We start from the raw sequence: 21,651 nt of genomic DNA, 5'->3' as shown, positions 1-21,651 counted from the left end.
GTCCTTTCCTAGAACCTGTTGTTGTGGTGATTTCAGATTCTAGGACGAAGGCCGTTCTTCGTTAAACGAGCGCTAGGGTGTCACCCTTACACCAACATTTTCGACGCGATCATCTAGCACCCATCGTTTAACATATTAGAAATATGTTGGACACAGTCATCAAAAAGACGCCAAAAAGATGCAAAGAAGTAGGGGCAACTTGGCCCCTACTTCTTTGCAGTTTAGCGAATCAAGATTACTTTCGATGGACCCAAAGCAGTCAAACCGGAGATGCGATTTCCATAACCATCACTATGCCAGAACAAATTTTCGCTCGGCGAATTGCCCCAGAAAAAGCCAATGTGGCTATCGTCCGCATATGGGTTGTAAGGATTGAAGAACACAATGTCCCCCTTACGAGCCAAACCGCTACGTAACAACTCATCAATAGAGTTGAAATAAGTCACGTTCGCGCACGTATCGATAGCGTAGCCGTACCAACGATACGCGTTTACGCAGCCGCCCCTTCCGGGACCTCCACTCCAAGGGGAATGGCTCTGCTCGGCGGCAATGGGAGCTAAATTACCGCCCGCTTTCATATACGCATGCGATACAAATCCACCACAATTCATGCCCGTATAACCGTCCCAACGCGGATCGCCCTTTGGGTATATGCACGTTTCCTGGCTGAGATGTGTGTCGTAGCGTGTTCCACGGTAATAGCCATCGTTTTCGTGGCTCATAAGCCAATTGACCAGGCTGGACCTATTGACCCCCAAAACAGAACCAGACGTATTCAACCATGCACCGCTTGCATTGAAGTAGTAGTCGACGCCATCAATTTTCAGCCACCCATTAGCAAACATGGCGCCCGAAGGCTGGAGCCAGTACCACGTACCGCCGTCATTAAGCCATCCAGTTTTCATCTTGAATGTAGAAGGGTCCATCCAATACCACGCACCGTTGACATATTGCCAACCAGACTTAAGGACACCATTGGAAGATGCGTAGTGCCAAGAATTGCCATTTTCGTCAGAAGCGTCATTCGACATAATCCAACCAGATGCCACATTAACGACACCGTTTGCGTCCGCATAGAAAACCGCGTCTCCAATATGAATTGTACCTGGCAATGAAGACAAGTCGGCACGATCAGCGATTACGGGAGATCCATCAGATGAAGTAGGCAACGGCTCGCTCAGTGCTCCAGACGAATTCGCCCATGACATACCGTCGCCCAAGTTAATCCAGCACGAAGATGCCATCGCGCCGGAATCATAAGAAAAATAGCGCGTGCTTCCTACCGCGAATTCACCAGTACGCATTGCGCCGGATACATCATCAAGGTAATACCAGGCGCTTCCGGACTTTATCCACCGTCCTCGTTGAATAGCTCCGCTTGATGCGGCGTAATACCAAGTACCATCAGCAAGTGCCCAGCCTGTTGCCATGGCACCTGAACTCGTAAGGAAATAGGTGGACGAGCCCACTTGCACAAAGCCCGTGAGCATAATATGGCTTCCTGGATCCAGGTAATACCAAGAATTCCCTAGAAGCAACCAGCCTCCATGCAGCAAGCCGTTGGAGTCAGCGTAATACCAGTTATTGTCAACAAGTGCCCACTGAGAGGAGAGCATGGCCCCCGACCCGTTAAAGATATAAGGGGTTCCATTGCATGCATTCAGCCCGGTTGCCATAGAACCGTCCGCAGGATCAAGCCAGTACCAACGGCCCCCATCCGAGAGCCAGCCCTTTACCAGGGCGCCAGAGCCGGAGAAATAATGCCAGACGGAAGCATCAAGGTGCCATCCGATAAGCATTGCGCCAGAAGAGGAGAATCCATACGTGGCTTCCCCGATCTGCAGCATTGTATCGTGGACCATCTTGCCCTCATCATCCAGCCAATACCAGTTGCTGCCGTCTGAAAGCCAGCCTTTTACCATGGCGCCAGAACCGGAGAAATAACGCCAAGCAGAAGTGGAGCCCGTAGAATCTAGGTACCAGCCGACACGCATTGCGCCAGAAGAGGAGAATCCATAAGTCGCACCACCGACTTGGACCAATCCATCCTGAGCCATTCGGCCTTCGTCGTCGAACCAGTACCAGCTACCGTTTATATGTCTCCAAGAAGAAACAGCAATTGTTCCGTCGGACAAGCCCCAACGCCAAAAACCAGCCCCCTCTTCGGGCGATATCCACCCCTGATGCCAAATAATTTGATTCGAAACCTCAGAAGAGACCTCATTATCCACCTGAGAGTTCTGCTCAACGGCGAAGGCCGATTCGCGCTGAGCATCAACACATGATTCGACAGAAGCAATAACAACGGCAGAAGAAGGGCCCTCATCATGGTTTGCCAAATCAAGAGCGCATGACATCGAGGGAGAACCCAATAGGAGCCCAAAAGAAATGAGGCCCGAAAAAACCAGCACTCCGAATGACCATTTCTTCATAGCAGCACGGTATCCAATCACGCAGCGACCCCGTCACCTCAGGGCAACGGGGCCTCAATCAAAACTAGCTCAATAATGCGTTAGCCAATTTGTTGGCAGTTCTTGCACTCTCGTAAAGCACCGCGCTTCTGGGCCTCCTGGATAGAGATCTGCGAATAGCCCTTTGCGTCCTTGCCAACGGTACGACACTTATGCGTATGGTAAACATCGCTACCGCTCTTATACCAAACTAAACCGTAGCCCGGAATCCACTTGCCGTCCTCGCCGACATAGTAGGAGCCAACCCAGGCATTCGTAGCCATGGCGCCAGAAGACTGGAGGTAGTAGTCGCCGACCCAGGCGTCGTGGGCCATAGCGCCGGAACCGCTAAAGTAGTACCAGGCGCCGCCGACCTGACGCCAGCCGGTGGCCATCGCACCGGAATCGTCGAACCAGTACCAAACTCCACCAACGTTAGCCCAAGAGTTAGAGGCCATAGCGCCCGAACCTCCGAGCCAATACCACGTGCCGCCATTGCTGAGCCAGCCGGTTGCCATGGCGCCCGAACCGCTCGCATAGTACCAAGAGCCGCCTGCCAAGAACCAGCCAGTGGCCATTGCACCGGAGTCGCCGAACCAGTACCAGGAGCCGCCGAGGCTGCGCCAGCTGTTAGCGACCATGGCGCCCGAGCCGTCGAGGTAGAACCAAGTACCGCCGATGTTGAGCCAGCCAGTGACCATCGCACCGGAGGCATTAGTGTAGTACCAGGTACCCGAATCGTTGATCCAGCCAGTCAGCATGACCCCAGATTCATTGAAATAGTACCAAGCCCCGCCGAGATTATGCCAACCGGTCAATAGCTCACCGTCGGAGGTCGCATAGGACCACTTTCCGTAGATGGAGTCGTAGAACCAGCCGCCATGCTGCATGCGGCCATCGGCGTTGGCGCCAGGGGTGTTCAGGAAGTAATTCTTGCCGTCAATTTGAACTCGGCCGTATGCCATATCATGGCTTTCGGGGTAGAAGTAGTACTTGTCCCCACCGATAGACTGCCAGCCCGAAACTGCGGTCCCGTCAGCGCCAAAATAGTACCAGACGGCTTCGTAATCGTTATGCCACTGGTTCGTGACCATGGCGCCAGTTTTCGGATCGAAATAGCGAAGTTCGCCGTCCTCGCACCAGACGAGTCCGGTCTTCATGAAACCATCTTTGTTGAAATAGTATGTACCTGCGGGACGTGATGTAACTACAGAAGAATCGGTCCTCGAGGCGCTCTGATCAATTGAGTTTAAGCCTACTAGAAAATCCCTGTGAGTAGTCCCCCCCAGCATTGCACTCAACGCTATACCGCGTAAGAGGGTCAGACGTCTGTTCATTTTGAGTGCCGTTCCAACCGTCATAGCCCCAGTAAGAAATCGGACGACCGTCGGAACACCATTCCGTAATCGGTCCACCGCCTCCGCCACCGCCAGCAATATCAGCAAATGAGGGCGCCGGGGCAACCGTCATGCAGGCAGCAGCAAATGCAACAACTCCCAGCACTGTTAGTCCGTGCCATCTTTCTCGAAGGTTTTTCATACGACATCCTTTCTCCGAGATTTAAGGCTCTCTAAAGTTATTTTTAAACTATCAATTCAGTTTTTCAACGGGAATTCGATAAAAGGTGTCTTTGTAGCTGCAATTTAAATATGAGTCACCACACCTCAACCGTTACGTCAAATAGCTTCTGAGTCAAACCGAGCACATAAGCGAACCAATTTAATACAACCACCTGTAAAAATTCTGAGGCACGTTTTCGATATGACAAGAGCTGCTTGAACGAGGAGTACTTGAACCCCACCGCTCTTGCAGCTCTTGAGGGCACTTTGCCGGATCTTGAAATTACTTCGCTCTAAAGCAAGAAGTACTCACTGTCGGAGGATAGGTTCGGCCCGAGCCACGGATCGCCATCCAAGAAGAACTCAGGCCAGCGCCGCATGAACAGTGCTTGCAAGCGCTTCCAGCGGCGCAGTTTTTCCTCGTTGCCCTCTCCCCTGCCGCGCGAGGTGAACTCGTGGTGGTACAGCTCTGCATAGGGCGTAAAGATGGTGCGGTAGCCGGCCACCCACACCCGAGGGCAAAAGTCTGCGTCGTTAAAGCCGGCGGCGAGTTCCTCGTTGTAGCCTCAAACCTGCTCAAATACGTCGCGTAGGACCATCTGGTAGGCGCCCGTCACGGCACTGAAGTTGCCCGGGCGCACAGCACGGGCAAGATAGCCCCCACGCTTTGCAAAAGGCATCTTTGTGGCCGCAAATTAAAAAACGCAATATCATGCCCATATCGATACGTCATATGCGGCCAGCGCATTCTATTGATGTGGAAACCGGTTCGATTCCTTGATTTAAACCGAAGCCTCTACAGCAATTAATAGCGCCTCCAACAACACCAGCACCAGAGGCATACCGACCGAGTCATCATCGACGGTCTCAGAAACTTAGCAACGGTTACCATGTCAGCCTTCGGCTCGATCGGCTTCTTAACAGCAGCCTCGGTGATAGTCGTCTTAGTTGCAACAACCGTGGGCGTTACCATGCCTCTAACAGGTTTCGCGTGCTCACGACGCGCTTTCCTAGATGATTATCGACCAATCCGCTACAACCAGTGAACGTTGGTTCGGAATCCCAATCTTTCCACCACCAGCGTAGCGGGATCGTCGTCAAATCACGTATGCGAAAGAAAATATCAAAAGTCTTGGTTCTACGACAAAGCTTTATTTAACAAATCGAAAGGGCCGATAAAACGTATGATGAAACCAATCAAGAGCTTCCTGAGACCTTCCAACATTAAGCAAATCGTGAACACAGCTGTTGGAACCAGAAGCACCTGCAACATTCCCAGTCCAACGCCGACACGCGTAAAGGGAAACTGCGAGCTCCAGAGCCAACTTTGGATAGGCCCATAGTCAGAAATAAGATAAGTAGCAAAACAAAGTTTCGCAACAGTGTTAACGAAACGGGAGGAAAAATGCGGCATTTTTAAATCAATCAACAAGACAGAGATGGCTATAACTAGTGAAAAAATAGACGCCGGCGAACCAAAAAAGCCGTTATACAAATTCGCAAAGGTCGAGCCCAGCAAACCATCAAAATGGAATTGACCATAAAACGAGATTGCAACTCCAACAAAAGAAGCAATGCAGCAAGCAACCAAGTGCCTTATATTCACTGTTGACAAATCTACATACCAGCGAATATAGCAAACAAGAACGCAAATTATAATAAAATCCACTAGTAGCCCGTCGATGGGAATCCAAAAGAGCGGCACATAACGCAGGAATCCAAAGGCGAAGACCAGAAAGATTGATAGATAAAGATGTAGTTTCTGGTCCAACGCATGCAAAGCCGGAATTAAAAAGGGCAGTAAAAATACAAGCCAAGCATAGACGGTTACAAACCACCAACTAGAACCAGTAAGAATTGGTGCAAAAATATCTATCAAATTGGTTGGACTTACTTGAATATCGCCGCGAAGCATGAAGAAAAAACCCAGCGCAACACTATAAAAGAGAACCGTGCCTTCAATTGAAGCTATCTGTTTGACAGCTTGTTTAATGGAGTATCCAGCTTTCCCCGCAACAAACCAGATTGTTATTGCAACAAAACAGCCGACCGCAGTTCTTCCAATTGGATAGAAAAAGATATTGTAGAAAAACCTAGTAAACGAACCAGGAAATACGGAAACAGAATCAGCGTTGTGAACAACAAAATGATGAGCCATTACCGTCCACATAAGGACAATGCGAAGTAATTCGATACGGGAATCTCGTATTTTTGCCATAATGCCCCCAAGTAAAATCAAAACCTAATTAAGCCTCGACCTAGAACCGCTCGAGAATCTCCTCGGCATTTTCTCGCAGATAAATATCTAAATCCGGCACGGCAAACTGCACGTAACCCCTCTGTGGTGCCTGAATAACCTCTCTTTGTAGCAATTTGGCCCTAATAGAGCTGATCTCATTGGTCTTTTTACCCATGCGCCTAGCAATCTCGGCTGATTTGGACTGTTGTTTATCCTCGCACATGGCCAAAAGGTATTTGATATCGTTGAGCCCCAGTCCAGAAATCGCGGGCTCGTGAACAACATCGTGAAAACGAGCCTCTGCCAGCGCAATGCCTTCGGTGACGTCGCGCTCGCTCACAATGGCACTTTTAGCACGATGCAAGTTGACGCGCTGCCAAATGGAATAACCGACCAGTTGCACCAGATAGGCATAGCCCTTAGTGGCCTTAGCGGCTCTCGACAGAAGATCGTCCTCTATGGTCAAACCAGTCGCGACAAAGCTATCGCCCATAGAGAGCGCTACCTCCACCTGGTTGATAGGCGCCAGATCTTCGGGGAGGGCACGACGCAAGAACGTAAGCGCCTTGCCGTTAATAATATCCATAACGCCGGCCGGTAAGCCGGCAAAGGCAAGTGCGATATCTACTTATATCGGATAATATCGAGTTATATAAGCGTGTATAAACTTATCGCGAAAGTATCGACCTTTCGTAATTTGTCTTAAATAAGTAGTCCAATGTTGCTTTCTTCCAAGCTCATAGCGAAAGAAAGTTAAGGACTTCCTAAAAACCATTGCCTTAATACGAGAAATACTCGCTCTCAGCGGATAAATTCGGCCCCAACCACGGATCGCCCGTCAAAAAGAACTCCGGCCAGCGCTGCATGAACAGGGCCTGTTCGCGTTTCCAACGGTGCAGCTTTTCCTCGTTGGCCTCTTCCCTGCCGCGCGAGGTGAACTCGTAGTGGCACAGCTCGGCATAGGGTGTAAAGATGGTACGGTAGCCCGCCTCCCACACACGCAGGCAAAAGTCCGCATCGTTAAAGCCGACTGCGAATTCCTCGTTGTAGCCTCCGACCTGCTCAAATACGTCGCGTCGGACCATCTGGCAGGCACCTGTTACGGCGCTAAAGTTACCCGGACGTACGGCGCGGGCAAGATAGCCCTCGCACTTTGCCGAGAAATCCTGATTGGCATGGGCAAGTGCGCCACGCACGCCAACCAATACGCCAGCATGTTGCACCAGATGATCGGCAAAATAGAGCTTGGCGCCCACCACGCCCGCATCGGGACGCTGCAGATAGCCCATCATCTCTTCGATAAAGTCCGGGCTTATGACCTCGGTATCGTTGTTCAGCAGCAGCAGGTAGTCGCCCTTGGCATGCTCAACGCCAAAGTTGATGATTTGCGAATAATTAAACTCGCCCGGCCAGTACGCAACGCGTGCGCTACCTTTGCCTTCAGATACTGCGACCACGCGCTCCGGAAGGGTTTCGTAATACGAAAACGTCTCCGGATCTTCGCTGTTGTTCTCCACCAAGACGATCTCGTAGTTGGTATACGTGGCCTTCTGGGCGATCGACATCACACAGGCGTCGAGCGTCTCGACGTGGTCCTTGGTGGGAATCACAATACTTACCAGCGGTGCAGGCTCCGGCAGCGCATAGCGCATGCGGTAGACAAACGGCGTCTCAGTCTCATCCGCCGTTCCGTGAACGTCCAGCGAGTCAAAGTGACGTTGCAGCGCAAGGCGTCCGGCCTCGATGGCATACGGCTTGCTATCTGCAGAGCCATCGGCGGTAGAACCGGGATGCACGCGCCAGTGATACAGCACGTGGGCAATATGCCCAAAGCGTGCGCCCGATGCAAGGCAGCGAAGCGTCAGATCATAATCCTGGGCGCCCGCAACGTCTTCCGGCGACATGCCAATGCGATCGATAAGCGCCTTCTCCACCATCAGAAAATGCGTCACGCAGTTATGGCTATAGAGAAGGTCGACGTTGAGCTGCGTCTTAAAGACTGGCTGACCCCACTCCCCCGTTTTCTGGAACATGTCCTCGTCACAGAACAGGACCTGCGGACGCTCTCCCTCTGCCGCTTTGTTCAACGCGGCGACATAGTGGAACAACGCATCCGGCTCCAAGATGTCATCGTGGTCCAAAAATGCGATATAGTCGCCCGACGCTTGTTGAATGCCAGCGTTGGTGTTGAGCACAATTCCGCCGTTTCCCGGCAGCTCAACACAACGAATCCGCTTGTCATTGGCGACGGCCGCAAGATTGGACACCGCGCCCCATTCGGGCGAGGCGTCCATAAGCAGCAATTCCCAGTTGTCATAGCTCTGGGATAGCACAGAGTCCAGCAGCTCGCGCAGATAGACCCGATCGGTCTTATAGCACGGCACCACAACGCTCACGAGCGGCCTGTAGGCGAATGCCGCCGCTGCAACGCACTGACACGCCAGGTCGCCCAGCTTCGCGCGATGCTGCTCGAACCAACGTCGATAAGCAGCGTCGTCCGCGCGTGCATCCTTCATGCGGTTCCAGCTATCGTCGACCATGCCGTTGTACAGACGACCATCCATGGCACAAAACCCGCTCTGGATCTGCTCTGTGGGATCGCTCGCAATCGCGACAAAATCTCGTATATCCTGAGGTATCTCAACGCTCAGATACGTTTTATTGACGCGGCATCCGTTCTGCTGCGGCACGTCGACCTGCGACTCAAACACATGCACGGTAGCATCAATCGCATTCATGTGCGTATCGAAGATCTGGAGCCCAGGGACGCGCTGGGGATCTCCCGCCCACTTGACCTCATAGCGCCAGACGGCGCCCTCATCTGCCGGTAAATAACGAACGGCATCAATCTCGTAGCGACCGCAGCACTCGCCGCGCTGCGCATCGCGGATAAGCGCGCACATCGCAGGCTTAGCCTTGTAGTTAATCTTAGATTCAAGCTTGGCAATACGACTATCAAGGCGAATGGAGCCCAGCCTTTTGCCGCCGGGCGCAAATGAGACATCAATTGTAGAGCCGTCCATAAACGGAAGCACCAAAACGACGAGTTCGCGCTCATAATCGGCAACGGAGGGACAAAGTGCAAGCACGCGGCCATGATCGACCGGCAGTGCCAAAGACGGCACGCAAGCGCGATTGGTCGTCGCGCGAGCAAAGGCCTGGGAACCCTCCTGCTCAATAAGCCCCGCGATATCCTGGCCGACAAAGCGAAGCAGGACAAACAGACGACCCTGACTGCGGCAAAGCGCCAAACGCTTGATACTCATCTACACTTCTCGCTTTCCCAGAGCGTTCGCAGCCATGCGCTTGCACGCGCCCAGGCGCCCAAACCTCAAGACGTCGTAATCGAACATGAGTTTTTTGCGCGAACGAGCAGCAGGAGCCTTACCGACAAGCGCCGCACGCACCATAGCGGCAACAGAAGGAGCGCATTGTGCGAGCGCAGCATCGCTGCCCACGGCAGAACCGGCAAGCGCCGTGGCAACGGCAGCAAACACCTTGCCGCAGTCCGTACCCAACAGCCTGAGCGCATCGTACAGCACCAGATCGCATAGAAAGTACGCCAGGTCATCGGCATGCTGGGCATCGAGACCGTGGCGCCGCCAGTCAGCCAGCACCGCGGAGTAAATCTTCACGTGCTCCAGCAGACGTGTCTCGTCGTCGTAGCGCATGGTGTCCATGAGCGAACCCTTGCGCGCCACGCGGTAGTCGTACAGCTTGTTCGAGATAAGCGCAGTCTTGCGCGAACGACCATAGACGGCAAAATCGAAGACCTGATCCTCGCCATACTTAACGGTTTCATCAAACACGATCCCGCTACCCAGCAAAAAAGCGCGCTTGCAGGCGGTGCGCCATGCAAAGGGGCGAGACGCTTCCTTAAACAGCAGGTCGGAGCTATAGCCCTCAAACGAAACGTCGCGTGGACTCAGCACATAGTTAAGCCACGGATACCCCGCCTCCAAGGGATACGGGTTCGCGCCAAAGGTCAAAACGTCGCAGTCCTCGCGCTCAAAGGCATCGACGATCACACGGCATGCATCGGACGTAAAGCGGTCGTCGGAATCCAAAAACGCGACGATAGGCGCCGTGGACGCAGCGATGCCTGCATTACGTGCACTCGACAGACCACCGTTGGGCTTATCGACAAGCTTAAAGCGCGTATCCTTTTCGCAATAGGCAGCGGCGATGTCGCGCGACCCATCAGGCGAGCCATCGTTAACCAGCACACCTTCCCAATCGGGCATATCCTGCGCGAGCAGGGAGTCCAGGCACCATGCCAGACAATCCTCCACCTTGTAGATGGGAACGACAACGGAAATCTTAGGGGTAACCATAATCACGCGCTCCTACTGTGCCGCCGGCACGTCATCGGGATGCGGGTTATCGCCATAGGCGCGCTGATACGTCAGCACGCGCCAGACCAGCGGCAGGCCGCCAATCTTAAAATAATGCTTAAACGTATTGAGCTTGCCCGGCTTCTTAAAATCAAAACGCGAATCGATATAAGCACGGGGCGACTTGATCATCAGGCGCAAGTCGGTCTCGCCACGCGGATCGAAGAGCGACAGGTCAAAGCGACCGGCATCCCAATCGGCCTTGAGCTCAGGTGAAGCCTTCTCCCAAAACTGCTCGCGCAACTCATCAACCAGGCGCTCATCATTCCAACGGTACGTATCGACCTTCATGCGCATTAAAATGCCCTGAAGCCGAGCCTTAAGCTCGGGGCGTTCATCCAAAAAGCGCTGCATCTCGGCATATTCGTCGCGCACGCAAAATACCTTGTTGGGCGAATTAACAGAGCTCTTCTCGTTGTCTTGGCGATAGCACAAAATGGGGTCCGCAATAAACGCGGCACGCTCGGCGCATGCCCAAACCTTAAAGTTAAAGCCTGCGTCCTGATACGAGGCGCCCGGCGTGGGAAGAAACCGAATCTGATTGTCGTTGAGGAACTCGCGCCGATAGATGGCAGACCAAATGGAAGGCTTGCGGTAGAAGATGCCCGGGCGATCGACGGGGCGATACGCGGCGCCCGTCATATGCTCGTCGATAATCCCAAACAGCTCACGGCGCTCGCTGGGCGCAGACCAGTACAAGTAAAAGTCGCCCTTAACGACATCGGCATGCTCAGCATCGGCCTTGGCGACCAGCTTTTGGAGCGAATCCTCAAACATAAAGTCGTCGGACTCAAGGATGCCCACGTACTCGCCGCGTGCCATCTCCAGGCCGCGATTCATCGAGTCGCCGTAGCCGCTGTTGGCCTTGTCGATCATCTTTACACGGGGGTCGCGCTCCATGTACTCGCGGATGATATCTGGCGAGCTATCAGTAGAGCCGTCGTTGATGCAGATGATCTCAATGTCCTTGAGCGTCTGCGCCACGGCGGAATCGAGGCACTCGCGCAGGTAGCGCTCAACATTGCAGATGGGAACAAGCAGCGAAACTTTAGGGGTATCAGAGTTCTGCAAGAGAACCTCCTGTTGAATAGCGTGTAACAGGGTTATTTTAGCAGCCGAGTTGCGGCGGGCGGCAGCGCTTGGAATTAGATAAAGCGTTCCAGGCAGGCCTTAAGACCGCGGGTCGAAAGATAGAACAGCGTGGCATCTGCCATCGAAACGCCCGAGGTCGCCGCTACGAGCTTATGGGCAACACGGCGAACGGCGCCCTGAGCAGGCATATCCGCCCACTCCGTTCCCAAAAACGTCGTGAGGTCCATGTTGACGCGAGCCGCCACGCGATGGAAGTCATCGGCATCCAAGCGTGCCAGGTCGAACACAATGAGGTCCAAAAACCAAGTTATCAGCTCGCCGGGGCACAAGTCCAAAAGACCGTAGGCCGCCCAGTCCTCCAAGACCTCCTCGAGCATCCGCATGTGGGCGTCAAGCTTTTTGGCACGAGCCTCGGCGCTGTTGAACTCGTGCGTCGCCGATTTGCTCTCCATCACGTAGTGGTAGAACCTGTCCGGCATAACAACGGTCTTGCGGGCAAGCGCATAAGCCGCAAATTGGAATACGACATCCTCGCCCAAGGCCAAGCCGGGGGCAAAGCGTATGCCTTCGCGATTGAGCAGTTCGCGCGAAAAAGCCGCGCGGCACGCATAGGGCTGTGCGTTTGCGTGGAACAGCAGCTGGGGATCACGAGCGCCAAAAGTGCCCACTTTGGGGCTCATGAGTTGCTGGACGCGTTTGGGTGCGGCGTCGGACGGCTCGCAGACACCACCGAATACGGCGACCTCGGCATCCGACGACTTCATGGCCTGCAGCACGCGCTCCACCGTTTGGGCGTCGATGTAATCGTCGGCGTCCACAAAGAAGATGACCTCGCCCTCGGCGGCATCGATACCGGCATTACGAGCGTACGAGACGCCCGCGTTTTCCTGGTCAATCACAAGCACACGGTCGTCGGCCTGCGCAATCTGGCGCAAAACGTTCAACGAATCATCAGTCGAACCGTCGTTGACGCAGACAACCTGAATCGAGCGCTCGGACTGTGCCAACAGCGAGTCGAGGCATCGCCGAATCGAGCGCGCCGAGTTGTATACGGGAACGACAATAGTCGCTTTGGGGCTCGTGGCCTCTCCCATGCCGATCTACCCCCTCAGCGATTCGATGAGAAAGGCGGCGACCACGCCAGGGCCTCCAACCGATGCGTAGTACTTGGCACGCCCCAAGGCACCATCCGTCGCAAAACTCGGATGCTCGTCAACCCAGCCCTCAGGATCTTTGAGGATGGCAGCAAGATTCGCGCGCTTCCACGGCTTGAGGTCGTCAAGCGAAAAATCCCCCGCGTCCAAGGCCGCCTGAAATTCCTTGGCCATCTGAACCAGGAACTCCTTATAGAATTTGGGCGCCAGGCGCACGTAGTTCCACATGTACGAATCGTACTTAATGAGCTGATTGAACTTGAGCATGCGGGTGACGTCATCACTTGCGTGGTCGCGAGCATAATCCTCTCGAATCCAACGCTCGATCTCGGCATACTCGGTATTGACGCAAAAGACCTTGGCTGAAGAATTAACCGAGGAATTCTCGTTGTCCTGGCGATACGACAGCACGGCATCATGCAGGTAAATAGCCTTATCGGCACACGCGATCACCTTAAAGGCAAACGACGTGTCCTGAAAGGATGCCCCCGGAGTCGGCAAGAACTTGATGCCGTTGCGCTCAAGAAAATCGCGACGGTACACGGCCGACCAAATCGACGGCTTTTGCTTAAAGAACTGCGTCGTGTCGCTCGGATGCACCGGCTTGTCACAGTCCCTTGCCTTAAACATCTCGTGCAGCGAGCGGCGCTCCTCGGGCTTAGACCAGTAGAAGTCAAAATTCGCCTTCGCAAAGTCGGCGTTACTGCTCTCGGCTGCCAAGACCAGCTTCTCCAGCGCATCGGGTGCCATAAAGTCATCGGACTCTAGAATGCCCACGTACTTGCCGCGCGCCATATCGAGCCCGCGGTTCATCGAGTCGCCGTAGCCACTGTTGGCCTTATCAATCATCTTCACACGCGTATCACGCTCCATGTACTCGTGGATGATATCCGGCGAGCTATCGCTAGAGCCGTCGTTGATGCAAATGATCTCAATGTCCTTGAGCGTCTGCGCCACAGCGGAATCGAGGCACTCGCGCAGGTAGCGCTCAACGTTGTAGATGGGAATAAGCAGCGACAGGACGGGGCTGCCAGAGGAATTAGTAGACAAATGTGCTCCTTAGGAAATACCTGCCGTTAATGGTATCAAAGGGTCGTCCCGCCCGCGGTCGTTTATATAATCTATGGAGCTCGCAGAAGGAAACCGATACGAAAGGATGTCATGCAGCCCAAAGCCGCACGCAACATACCCATCGAAGCTCTGCGCTTAATCGCGATCGCCGGCATCGCGGTATTCCACACGTTTCAGTGGACCTTCCAAGCCGTCTGCGTCGGCTTGCCGGAATACGCGCCACTCACGGTCTTACCTTATTCAGGTATCTTGGGGTTCATCAACCTGCTTGGCTGCTGGGCCAATGAGGTCTTCTTTATGATCTCGGGTTACTTTCTCATTGCCTCGGCGGCTCGCGCCTGGAGTGACGGGGCCACATGGACGTCGCAACTACAGCGGACAACGCAGCGCCTTAGCAAGGTCATCTTGCCCACCGCTTTTTATTGCCTCGCGGCACTCGCATGGTCCACAGCCGTCTCCCCCATTCCCGGCGTCTCCTTTCACACGCACTATTGGTACATGCTAGGCCTTGAGTTTATCTGGGTCTATGCCGCCACGGTCTTTATGGCGCCGTTGTTTGGACTGGCTAAAAACCGACTCGGTAAGAAAAGCCACACAGCAGCAGTTGTCGCCGTCGGCGTCCTCGTTTTTATTGTCAATGGCCATCTGGCGACGCAATACTCGGCAAGCAGCGCTGAGTTTTCTTGGCTGCAGAAGATCATGAGCGCCGTCACCTACGTCGTCGCCTTTTTGATGGGAGGGCTGCTCCGCGACTATACCGGGACGACAACTCCGCGCAAAGCGCGCACCGTCGCCAAACGATTGCTTGCAGCAGTTTTGATCATCACGATCGCCCTGGAAGCCGCACTCTCCGCAACCGGTAATCTGTCGGCAATGGCAATGCTTTCCTATAAGTCGACCTCGTTGATCTCGTTTGCCCTCGCCGCCGCCTCCCTGCTCTTTGCGGCAACCCGACGCAGCTCCTTAGGCAATCCGCGGACTGCAGGTATCATCGTCACCCTATCGGCCGCCACACTCGGCTTCTATGTGATGCAGTCGCTCACCAGCAGCCTTTGGCGTCCAATCTTCAACACGACGCTTGCAAACATACTGGTCAGCACAAACAACCCGGCAGCCATATGCATCGTTACCGGCACGGCCATCAGCATTTTCTTTGCGCTGACGCTTCTCATCATCGATGCAGCTAGAAGCCTTATCGCCCGTAGTCTCAAGCAGCGATCGACGCATCACCATTGAGTATCGCGGCCACCATGCCCATGGCAGGTTCCTGCGTTTTATTCAAACCTTGCCTACATGGCGCAGCGACCCTTTACAATAGGTGCCGTCCAACGGACGTATTCGATAGCTTCCGCGCAGCGCTCGCCCGCCGCGCGTGAAAGGATATATTCCCCATGACTTCTACCCTCCCCGCCCCCATCGACAAGCTCGCCATCGTCGTCGTCACGTACAAGCGCCAGGAACTTCTGGCCAACTTGTTCGACTCCATGACCGAGCTCACGGCCGCGCCGTGGCGTATCGTGATCGTCGACAACGAGAATTCGCGCGAGACCGAGGCCATGTGCGCAGCATTTAACGAGCGCCTCGCCAACTTGTGGGGTATCGACGCCGATCAGCCCGACGCGCAGGGTGGCACCGACCGTGTCATCTACGCCCCGCAGCTCGAAAACGGCGGCGGTGCGGGCGGCTTCTCCGCCGGCACCAAGTGCGCCTACGATCTGGGCGCCCAGTGGTTTTGGGTGATGGACGACGACGTGCTCGTCATCCCGGAGGGCATCGAGCGCCTGGCCAAGTGGACGGACCGCTACGACGTTATCCAGGGTTCGCGCCTGGACTTTGACGGCGGCGCCTTCTTTTGGCAGTACCAGCTCATCCTTTCGCTTGGTATCCCCAACCCCATCGCTAAGTGGGACCTGGGCCCCGAGGGCTACCGCGCCATGAACCAGTTGTGCTTTGAGGGCGGCCTGTTCTCACGCCGCGTTGTCGACAAGATCGGCCTGCCCGACGCTCGTTTCTTTATCTACGGCGACGATGCCTGCTATGGCTATGTCGCCAGCCAGCATTTCCCCGCTGCCGTAGTCGCCGATGTGGTGCTCAAGCGCGCCCGCGCCGTCTCCAACTGGGATATCGCCGGTAAGCGTCAGCTCAATTCCACCAGTGACACCAATCGCTACTACATCATGCGTAACCGCGGCTACTTGGCCCGCTACATGCAAATCTACGGTGATTACCACCCCATTTTGTTCCGTTTGGGCAATGTGGCGACCTTCTGCAAGGAGTTTATCCGCCTTGCCGCCGTCGACAAGTGCTTTAAGACCGGCATTCCGGCGCTGCGCCGTGGCATGAAGGATGCCCGCAAGATCGTGCGCGACCCCAACTGGAAGCCCATGCCGCCCATGAAGGAAACCGAGTAAAGCCGGCCCTCCTATAACCTCTGACATGCGACGGCAACTCGTTGTCCATCAAAGCCAAACCCCCAGCGCATGCGGCCCACGGCAGGACGTGGCACGCGAATGTCGTCGAGACCGCTCCGCTCGATATCGAGCAATGCCTGTACTGACAGAAGCTCTAGGCCCAACGCATCGACATCGGGGTCGTACAGCATGCTGACCGAGATCAGCGGGCGGCTATCCAATATGCCAAGCGTATCCGCCGCATCAAAGGTATTGACGGTCGGAAACACCTGGAAACCCCCAAGCTCCGAACCGTGCGCTCGTTTTGTAACGGGGTCGGCATACCCAGGCAACCCAAAACAAAGACCCTGCAGTGCCAAACGAAAAGCCAGCAGCAAATCCGACTCGTCTCCATTGACGCCCAAGTCATTAATAATTACGCCCAAAGCTCGCCTAACTGCACGCTCGTCTCCGCGGCAAAGACCCTCTTGGAAATCATCGATAGCCTCGGCACTCTCGGCAGCGCACTCGAACCATTCGACAATCACAAGACGCAGCGCATACCGGAGCTCGTTATTGGGAAGGCGCAGGGCGCGGGGCAGACTGCCGTCCGCCTGGCGATCAGTCGCATCTGTCGTCAGGAGTCCACTCAAATACAAATCGGTCCAAATACCTTCCGCTGTCCCGGCATCAGGCTTCACGGCGTCTATGCACAGCGGCGCCTCAACACAGCCATACGGATTAAGCAAATCAAACATTGCCGCAAGCCATCTCAAATCCCAGGCGCCCACAGTCTCGTTCAGACAATCGGCATAGCAACATACATCAAAGCGCGTTGGCGGCAGGCAGCCCCGAGCCAAGAACTCAACCACACGAGCCGGGTTCGAACAATAGAACCCGCCAAACCGGTAGCCTTCGAACCATTCACGCGCGCAAGCCAGTCTGTCGCTCTGACCAGTGTAATCTAGCAGCGCCCTGTTTTCGGCATCCGAAAAACCAAACCGACGATCGCACCAGCTCGATAAGGGCGAAGCCAAACAATACGGGCAGTTGCGATGCGCAAATGCCGCCTGTGCGGGGCCGGGTCGCTCCCCCATCAAGCAAACCAGCCGCAAAGAATCGACCGAGGAGACAATGCCCTCAAAGAGCAGGCGGTCAAGCAACTCGATAAAGCACGAGCCATAGGCGGCCTGCACCTGCATATGATTCGTAAACGCCGCGTCATACCCATCAACCAGCAGCACAACCTGTTCATCACATGCCATACGGAGGAGCTCGATTAACACGCCAAGAGCCGAATCGATTTCATCAGAACCGGCAACACCGCGCGCTACGCGCTCGATATGGCGCACGTCGCCGCGCGCTAAATCGGGAACTTCCAGCAGCGGCAACAGACGAGCGCACTCACGAGCGACGACATCGCGCATGGTGGCCTCGACATCGGCGCCTCGATAGGAGGAAGTGGAAAAATCCAAAGCAATGACCGGATAGCGTGCATACTCATCACGATAGATGCCATCTTCTGCGTCCCATATTTGGCTACCGATGAACAGATTCACGCTCGACGAGCCGGGCACAGGACGCTCCAGATAACATTTGAGCATGGAGAGGTTCATACTCTTGCCAAAACCATGAGGCCGACAACAGAGCGCCACAGTCGATTCGCAATCTAAGATATCGGCAATAAACATGGTCTTATCAACTAAAACACAATGATCGGCGGCGTCGGCAAAATCATGAATATCAATCGGCAGAACGGCATTTCCGCCGGGATTGAGCAACTTCACGTCAAAGGTGTTATCAATATCATACATTGCCTGTTCAGACACCGTTTTATCTCCCCTTTTAGAACAACGATGCCATTTTAGCGACCATCTTGATAACAATTTTATTGTTCAACAAATGATTCGGGTAACGGTAGAAATGACTCCATAAGGGGGGCATAACAAAACGATTCGCAACAAATAGGGGTCCGGTGCTATCGCATCGGGCCCCTATTTGAATCGCTAAGGCAAAACGCTCGCTGAGAGCCTACTTTTGGGCGTCTTTCTCCGCAGCGTCTTTGTTTTGCTGGTCAAGTTTATGCTTACCGCTCACAATAGACGTAGCGCCCAATGTGGCCAAGCTCGCGCTGGCAAGGCTCGCCATCAAAATCAAGTCACCCGTCTTGGGCATGCTGCCCTTAGAGGACTGAGTCGTCGTGGCTGAGGCAGTCACAACCTTGGTTTTACCCTGGTTCTGATCGGCGGCATCATCAACCAGGCCCTTGGACCCATTGTTATCCGCCTGCTTGCCATCCTTACCAAGGCGGGGATCCTTCGATTCCGCACCGTCTGATTCCGTGCCCTTGTCGGAATCGGACCCCTTAGAACCCTCGTCCTTCGAATCGCCCTTAGCGTACTCGGTCTGTTCCGTAGCGCCCTCGTCGGATCCATCCTTCTTGGAAGACGATCCGCTGTTGATGCCAGACATCAGCGAGAAGCCAAACATGGAGCCAAGCTGTTCGCTCGCAGAGGGTTTGTCATTCGTCGACGAGTCGCTCGAACCGGCAGTCGATCCACCGGCGGAAGAACCAGACCCTGCCGCAGCATCTGCGGAATTCGAAGGCGAGGCAGACCCCGCGCTGCCGGCCGAAGCGACATCGCCATTTCCATCGCTTGCTCCGGCATCGTTCGAAGGAGTATCGACGGTATCCTCGTCAGCACCATTGGTATCGGCACTAGACCCAGAGGGAGCAACGGGAGCGGCGGGCGCCGGAGTCACGGGCACGGGCTCGGGCTCGGGCTCAGGCTCGGGCTCGGGCTCAGGCTCAGGTTGAGGCTCGACCGGCGGCGTCGCCGCGGCCTCGTCCTCGGTAATATAGACCAGGCAATCCTTAAGCTCGTTCTTGTAACGGTTCTTCCAGCCCTCGTGATATTGCGGCTGGCTCGAGTACTTACGGGCAACGTTATTGACCACGCTGCTGGAAAGCGCCGTCACAAATTCACGGTCGGTCATATCGTTTGTAAGATTTGCCCAGCGGAAAAAGTCCTGGCAGCCATAGGTGCCGCACATGTTGGTGATGCTCCACACCATACCCTTGACGCAATCGGCGCGGCCAGAGATATCAATACCAAGCGCGCTCTTGAGCCAGGCCTCGGTCACCGCGTAATAGGAGTTGTATGCATATGAATCTTGCAGCGCCGAGAACTCAGCCGGATCGGCGTTATAGGCGCCCTGGAAGGCCTCCTGTGCAATGCGGCCCAGATCCGTCAGCTGACCGTTCGAATGCATGGGGTTGCTTGCGTTGGAGATATCGCCCCCGCGGTCAATTGCAGACTTAAGCATGCCGTACTTGGCAGGATTGTAGTTATAGACCTGCTTCATAAACGGAATGAGCGACCAACGACGGTCGAACTGGTAATAGCCCAGCGCGTTATAGCCGTCGCCGTACGAAAAGCCCTGGTTATAGTTGCCGTGGCTCTCATACTTGGTAAAGTACTTCATCTCGCTGGTCACATTGACAAACGAGACGCCTTGGACCGACCTCAGCACGCCCGAGAAAGACTGCTGGGTATAAAGGCCCTTATCGATATCGGTGGCATCCGAGGCAACGCCCGGCGTGGGCTCATCCGCAGCAGCGGGCGCGGGCGCGGCAACGGCGCCAAACGAAAGAGCCAGCGTCAATCCGGCAACAATCGCAGAATGCTTGGGCTGCATAAGATCCTCCTTGCATTGGTGTAGTTAAAGTGCAGTTTGCAAAGATAGATGTAAGTATCGCAGCAAGACCGATGTCGTACAACAACAACTCGACAAACGGTGACGCCCTCCGCGAAATCTTGAGGAATTGCGCTCGAGTTACAGCTTGATATCGAAGTTAATCTCGGGCACGGCCGCCAAGTCGGCCAACGTCACGCCGTCGACGTACTTTTCAATCACGTCGTCCAGACCGCGCCAGAATCTCACAGTAGAGCACAGATCGCTGCGAGTGCAGTTGTTATCGATGCCATCGCATGCGACGGGCGCCGTGCTGCCCTCGACGGCGCGCAGTATATCGCCGGCTCGCACCTCGGCCGGGTCCACGGCCATCATGTAGCCGCCGCCCTTGCCGCGCACACTCTTGAGCAGGCCCGCCTTCATAAGCGGACGGACCAGCTGCTCCAAATACTTTTGCGAAATATGCTCACGATCGGCAATCTCGCGCAGGGCGATTTTGCCCTCGGCGTCACCGAGCGCCGCGATATAAATCATCAAACGGAGGGCATAGCGGCCCTTAGAAGAAATGAGCATACCTACCCTCCCGGTGCGCTTGAGACAAAATCATCAGCAGAGTTTGCCCCCGATGCCAAGCGTGTGGGACAGACGATCCCGACTATTATGTCCCACATCTGAAAAGTCGAGTGGATTAGTCGGGTTTTCCCTTGACTAACGCCGAACCCATAGTAACTTTATTCCGAGAAGATTCCTAGGGTTTAGTACACCTATGAGTACACCATAAACAGAGAGGGACAGCATGAGCGCAAATCCGCTGCTTTCCATCGAAGGTCTGACCGCCTCCGTGGACGAGAAGACCATCCTCCACAACGTCAACCTCAACGTCGCCGCCGGCGAGACCCATGTGCTGATGGGACCCAACGGCGCCGGCAAGTCCACCCTCGGCCACTTAGTCATGGGCGATCCCGTCTACACCGTGCAGAACGGCCGCATCGTCTTTGACGGCCAGGACATCACCGAGCTCACCACCGACAAGCGTTCGCGCGCCGGCCTGTTCCTGAGCTTCCAGGCTCCGGTCGAGATCCCGGGCGTGCCGCTGTCGAGCTTTTTGCGCGCCAGCATCGCTGGCCGCCCCGGCCTGGAGATGAAGGGCAAGGAATTCCGCCGTCGCGTCAAGGCGCTCGCGGCCGAGCTCAACATGGATACCGCCTACCTCAACCGCGAGCTGGGCGTAGGCTTCTCGGGCGGCGAGAAAAAGAAGGTCGAGATGCTCCAGCTTCTGCTGCTGCAGCCCAAACTCGCCATCCTGGACGAGACCGACTCCGGCCTGGATGTCGACGCCCTGTCCACCGTCAGCCACGGCATGGACGCCTACCGCAAGAGCTGCAACGGTTCCATGCTCATCATCACGCACAACACGCGCATCCTGGAGCACCTGGATGTCGACCGCGTCCACGTTATGGTCAAGGGCCACATCGTGCGCGAGGACGACGCCTCGCTGATCCCCTGGATCGACAAGAACGGCTTTGAGACCTTCGAGCGCGAGGCCGCCGAGCAGCGCGCCCAGGCCGAGGCCGCCGCTGCCGAGCAGCAGGCGTAAAGGGGCGAC

General features: G+C 55.1%; 16 protein-coding genes. 3 read left to right on the top strand and 13 right to left on the bottom strand.

Features of this window, described 5'->3' with window-relative positions; translation table 11 throughout:
* Positions 1 to 221 precede the first annotated feature (221 nt).
* The 10 genes from ACTQ1S_RS01115 to ACTQ1S_RS01070 all read right to left on the bottom strand — a co-directional run bounded on the left by ACTQ1S_RS01115 (position 222) and on the right by ACTQ1S_RS01070 (position 13,938).
* Entirely contained in the window at positions 222 to 2,432 is a 2,211-nt protein-coding gene (locus ACTQ1S_RS01115) for an N-acetylmuramoyl-L-alanine amidase family protein (protein ID WP_441535737.1), read from the bottom strand.
* An 80-nt stretch (positions 2,433 to 2,512) separates the two neighbouring features.
* Positions 2,513 to 3,742, bottom strand: a complete 1,230-nt coding sequence (locus tag ACTQ1S_RS01110; protein WP_441546861.1) for a hypothetical protein — start codon at positions 3,740 to 3,742, stop codon at positions 2,513 to 2,515.
* Between the two features lie 560 nt (positions 3,743 to 4,302).
* Entirely contained in the window at positions 4,303 to 4,515 is a 213-nt protein-coding gene (locus tag ACTQ1S_RS01105; protein WP_441535736.1) for a glycosyltransferase family 2 protein, read from the bottom strand.
* A gap of 632 nt (positions 4,516 to 5,147) precedes the next feature.
* A complete protein-coding gene (locus tag ACTQ1S_RS01100) occupies positions 5,148 to 6,227 on the bottom strand; it encodes an acyltransferase family protein (RefSeq protein ID WP_441535735.1) in 1,080 nt (359 codons plus the stop codon).
* A gap of 40 nt (positions 6,228 to 6,267) precedes the next feature.
* Entirely contained in the window at positions 6,268 to 6,834 is a 567-nt protein-coding gene (locus ACTQ1S_RS01095) for a hypothetical protein (protein WP_441535734.1), read from the bottom strand.
* A gap of 193 nt (positions 6,835 to 7,027) precedes the next feature.
* The gene (locus ACTQ1S_RS01090) at positions 7,028 to 9,514 is read right to left on the bottom strand and encodes a glycosyltransferase (protein WP_441535733.1); all 2,487 of its coding nucleotides are present in this window, start codon (positions 9,512 to 9,514) and stop codon (positions 7,028 to 7,030) included.
* Positions 9,515 to 10,582, bottom strand: coding sequence for a glycosyltransferase (locus tag ACTQ1S_RS01085; protein WP_441535732.1), 1,068 nt, complete (start codon positions 10,580 to 10,582; stop codon positions 9,515 to 9,517).
* Between the two features lie 12 nt (positions 10,583 to 10,594).
* A complete protein-coding gene (locus ACTQ1S_RS01080; RefSeq protein ID WP_441546860.1) occupies positions 10,595 to 11,713 on the bottom strand; it encodes a glycosyltransferase family 2 protein in 1,119 nt (372 codons plus the stop codon).
* Between the two features lie 74 nt (positions 11,714 to 11,787).
* Positions 11,788 to 12,828: a glycosyltransferase family 2 protein gene (locus ACTQ1S_RS01075; protein ID WP_441546859.1), complete on the bottom strand. Its 1,041-nt coding sequence runs from the start codon at positions 12,826 to 12,828 to the stop codon at positions 11,788 to 11,790.
* A 6-nt stretch (positions 12,829 to 12,834) separates the two neighbouring features.
* Complete coding sequence (locus tag ACTQ1S_RS01070; protein WP_441546858.1) at positions 12,835 to 13,938, bottom strand: glycosyltransferase; 1,104 nt, start codon at positions 13,936 to 13,938, stop codon at positions 12,835 to 12,837.
* 111 nt (positions 13,939 to 14,049) lie between these two features.
* Here ACTQ1S_RS01070 and ACTQ1S_RS01065 point away from each other — a divergent pair, with 111 nt between their 5' ends.
* Entirely contained in the window at positions 14,050 to 15,195 is a 1,146-nt protein-coding gene (locus ACTQ1S_RS01065) for an acyltransferase family protein (RefSeq protein WP_441546857.1), read from the top strand.
* Between the two features lie 155 nt (positions 15,196 to 15,350).
* Positions 15,351 to 16,370 (top strand): glycosyltransferase, encoded by a 1,020-nt coding sequence (locus ACTQ1S_RS01060; protein WP_441546856.1) that lies wholly within the window; start codon positions 15,351 to 15,353, stop codon positions 16,368 to 16,370.
* Between the two features lie 11 nt (positions 16,371 to 16,381).
* Here ACTQ1S_RS01060 and ACTQ1S_RS01055 read toward each other — a convergent pair whose 3' ends face one another.
* The 3 genes from ACTQ1S_RS01055 to ACTQ1S_RS01045 all read right to left on the bottom strand — a co-directional run bounded on the left by ACTQ1S_RS01055 (position 16,382) and on the right by ACTQ1S_RS01045 (position 20,618).
* The gene (locus tag ACTQ1S_RS01055; RefSeq protein ID WP_441546855.1) at positions 16,382 to 18,178 is read right to left on the bottom strand and encodes an AAA family ATPase; all 1,797 of its coding nucleotides are present in this window, start codon (positions 18,176 to 18,178) and stop codon (positions 16,382 to 16,384) included.
* A 202-nt stretch (positions 18,179 to 18,380) separates the two neighbouring features.
* A complete protein-coding gene (locus ACTQ1S_RS01050) occupies positions 18,381 to 20,048 on the bottom strand; it encodes a hypothetical protein (RefSeq protein ID WP_441546854.1) in 1,668 nt (555 codons plus the stop codon).
* 138 nt (positions 20,049 to 20,186) lie between these two features.
* The gene (locus ACTQ1S_RS01045) at positions 20,187 to 20,618 is read right to left on the bottom strand and encodes an RrF2 family transcriptional regulator (protein ID WP_441546853.1); all 432 of its coding nucleotides are present in this window, start codon (positions 20,616 to 20,618) and stop codon (positions 20,187 to 20,189) included.
* 223 nt (positions 20,619 to 20,841) lie between these two features.
* Between ACTQ1S_RS01045 and sufC the strand changes: the two genes are divergently transcribed.
* The gene (gene sufC, locus ACTQ1S_RS01040; RefSeq protein ID WP_441546852.1) at positions 20,842 to 21,642 is read left to right on the top strand and encodes a Fe-S cluster assembly ATPase SufC; all 801 of its coding nucleotides are present in this window, start codon (positions 20,842 to 20,844) and stop codon (positions 21,640 to 21,642) included.
* Positions 21,643 to 21,651: the final 9 nt, after the last annotated feature.

Source organism: Collinsella sp. LCP21S3_D3 (assembly GCF_052118305.1).
Classification (GTDB): domain Bacteria; phylum Actinomycetota; class Coriobacteriia; order Coriobacteriales; family Coriobacteriaceae; genus Collinsella.
The sequence above is the reverse complement of the archived record's forward strand: the minus strand, read 5'-3'. Positions and strand labels throughout refer to the sequence as shown.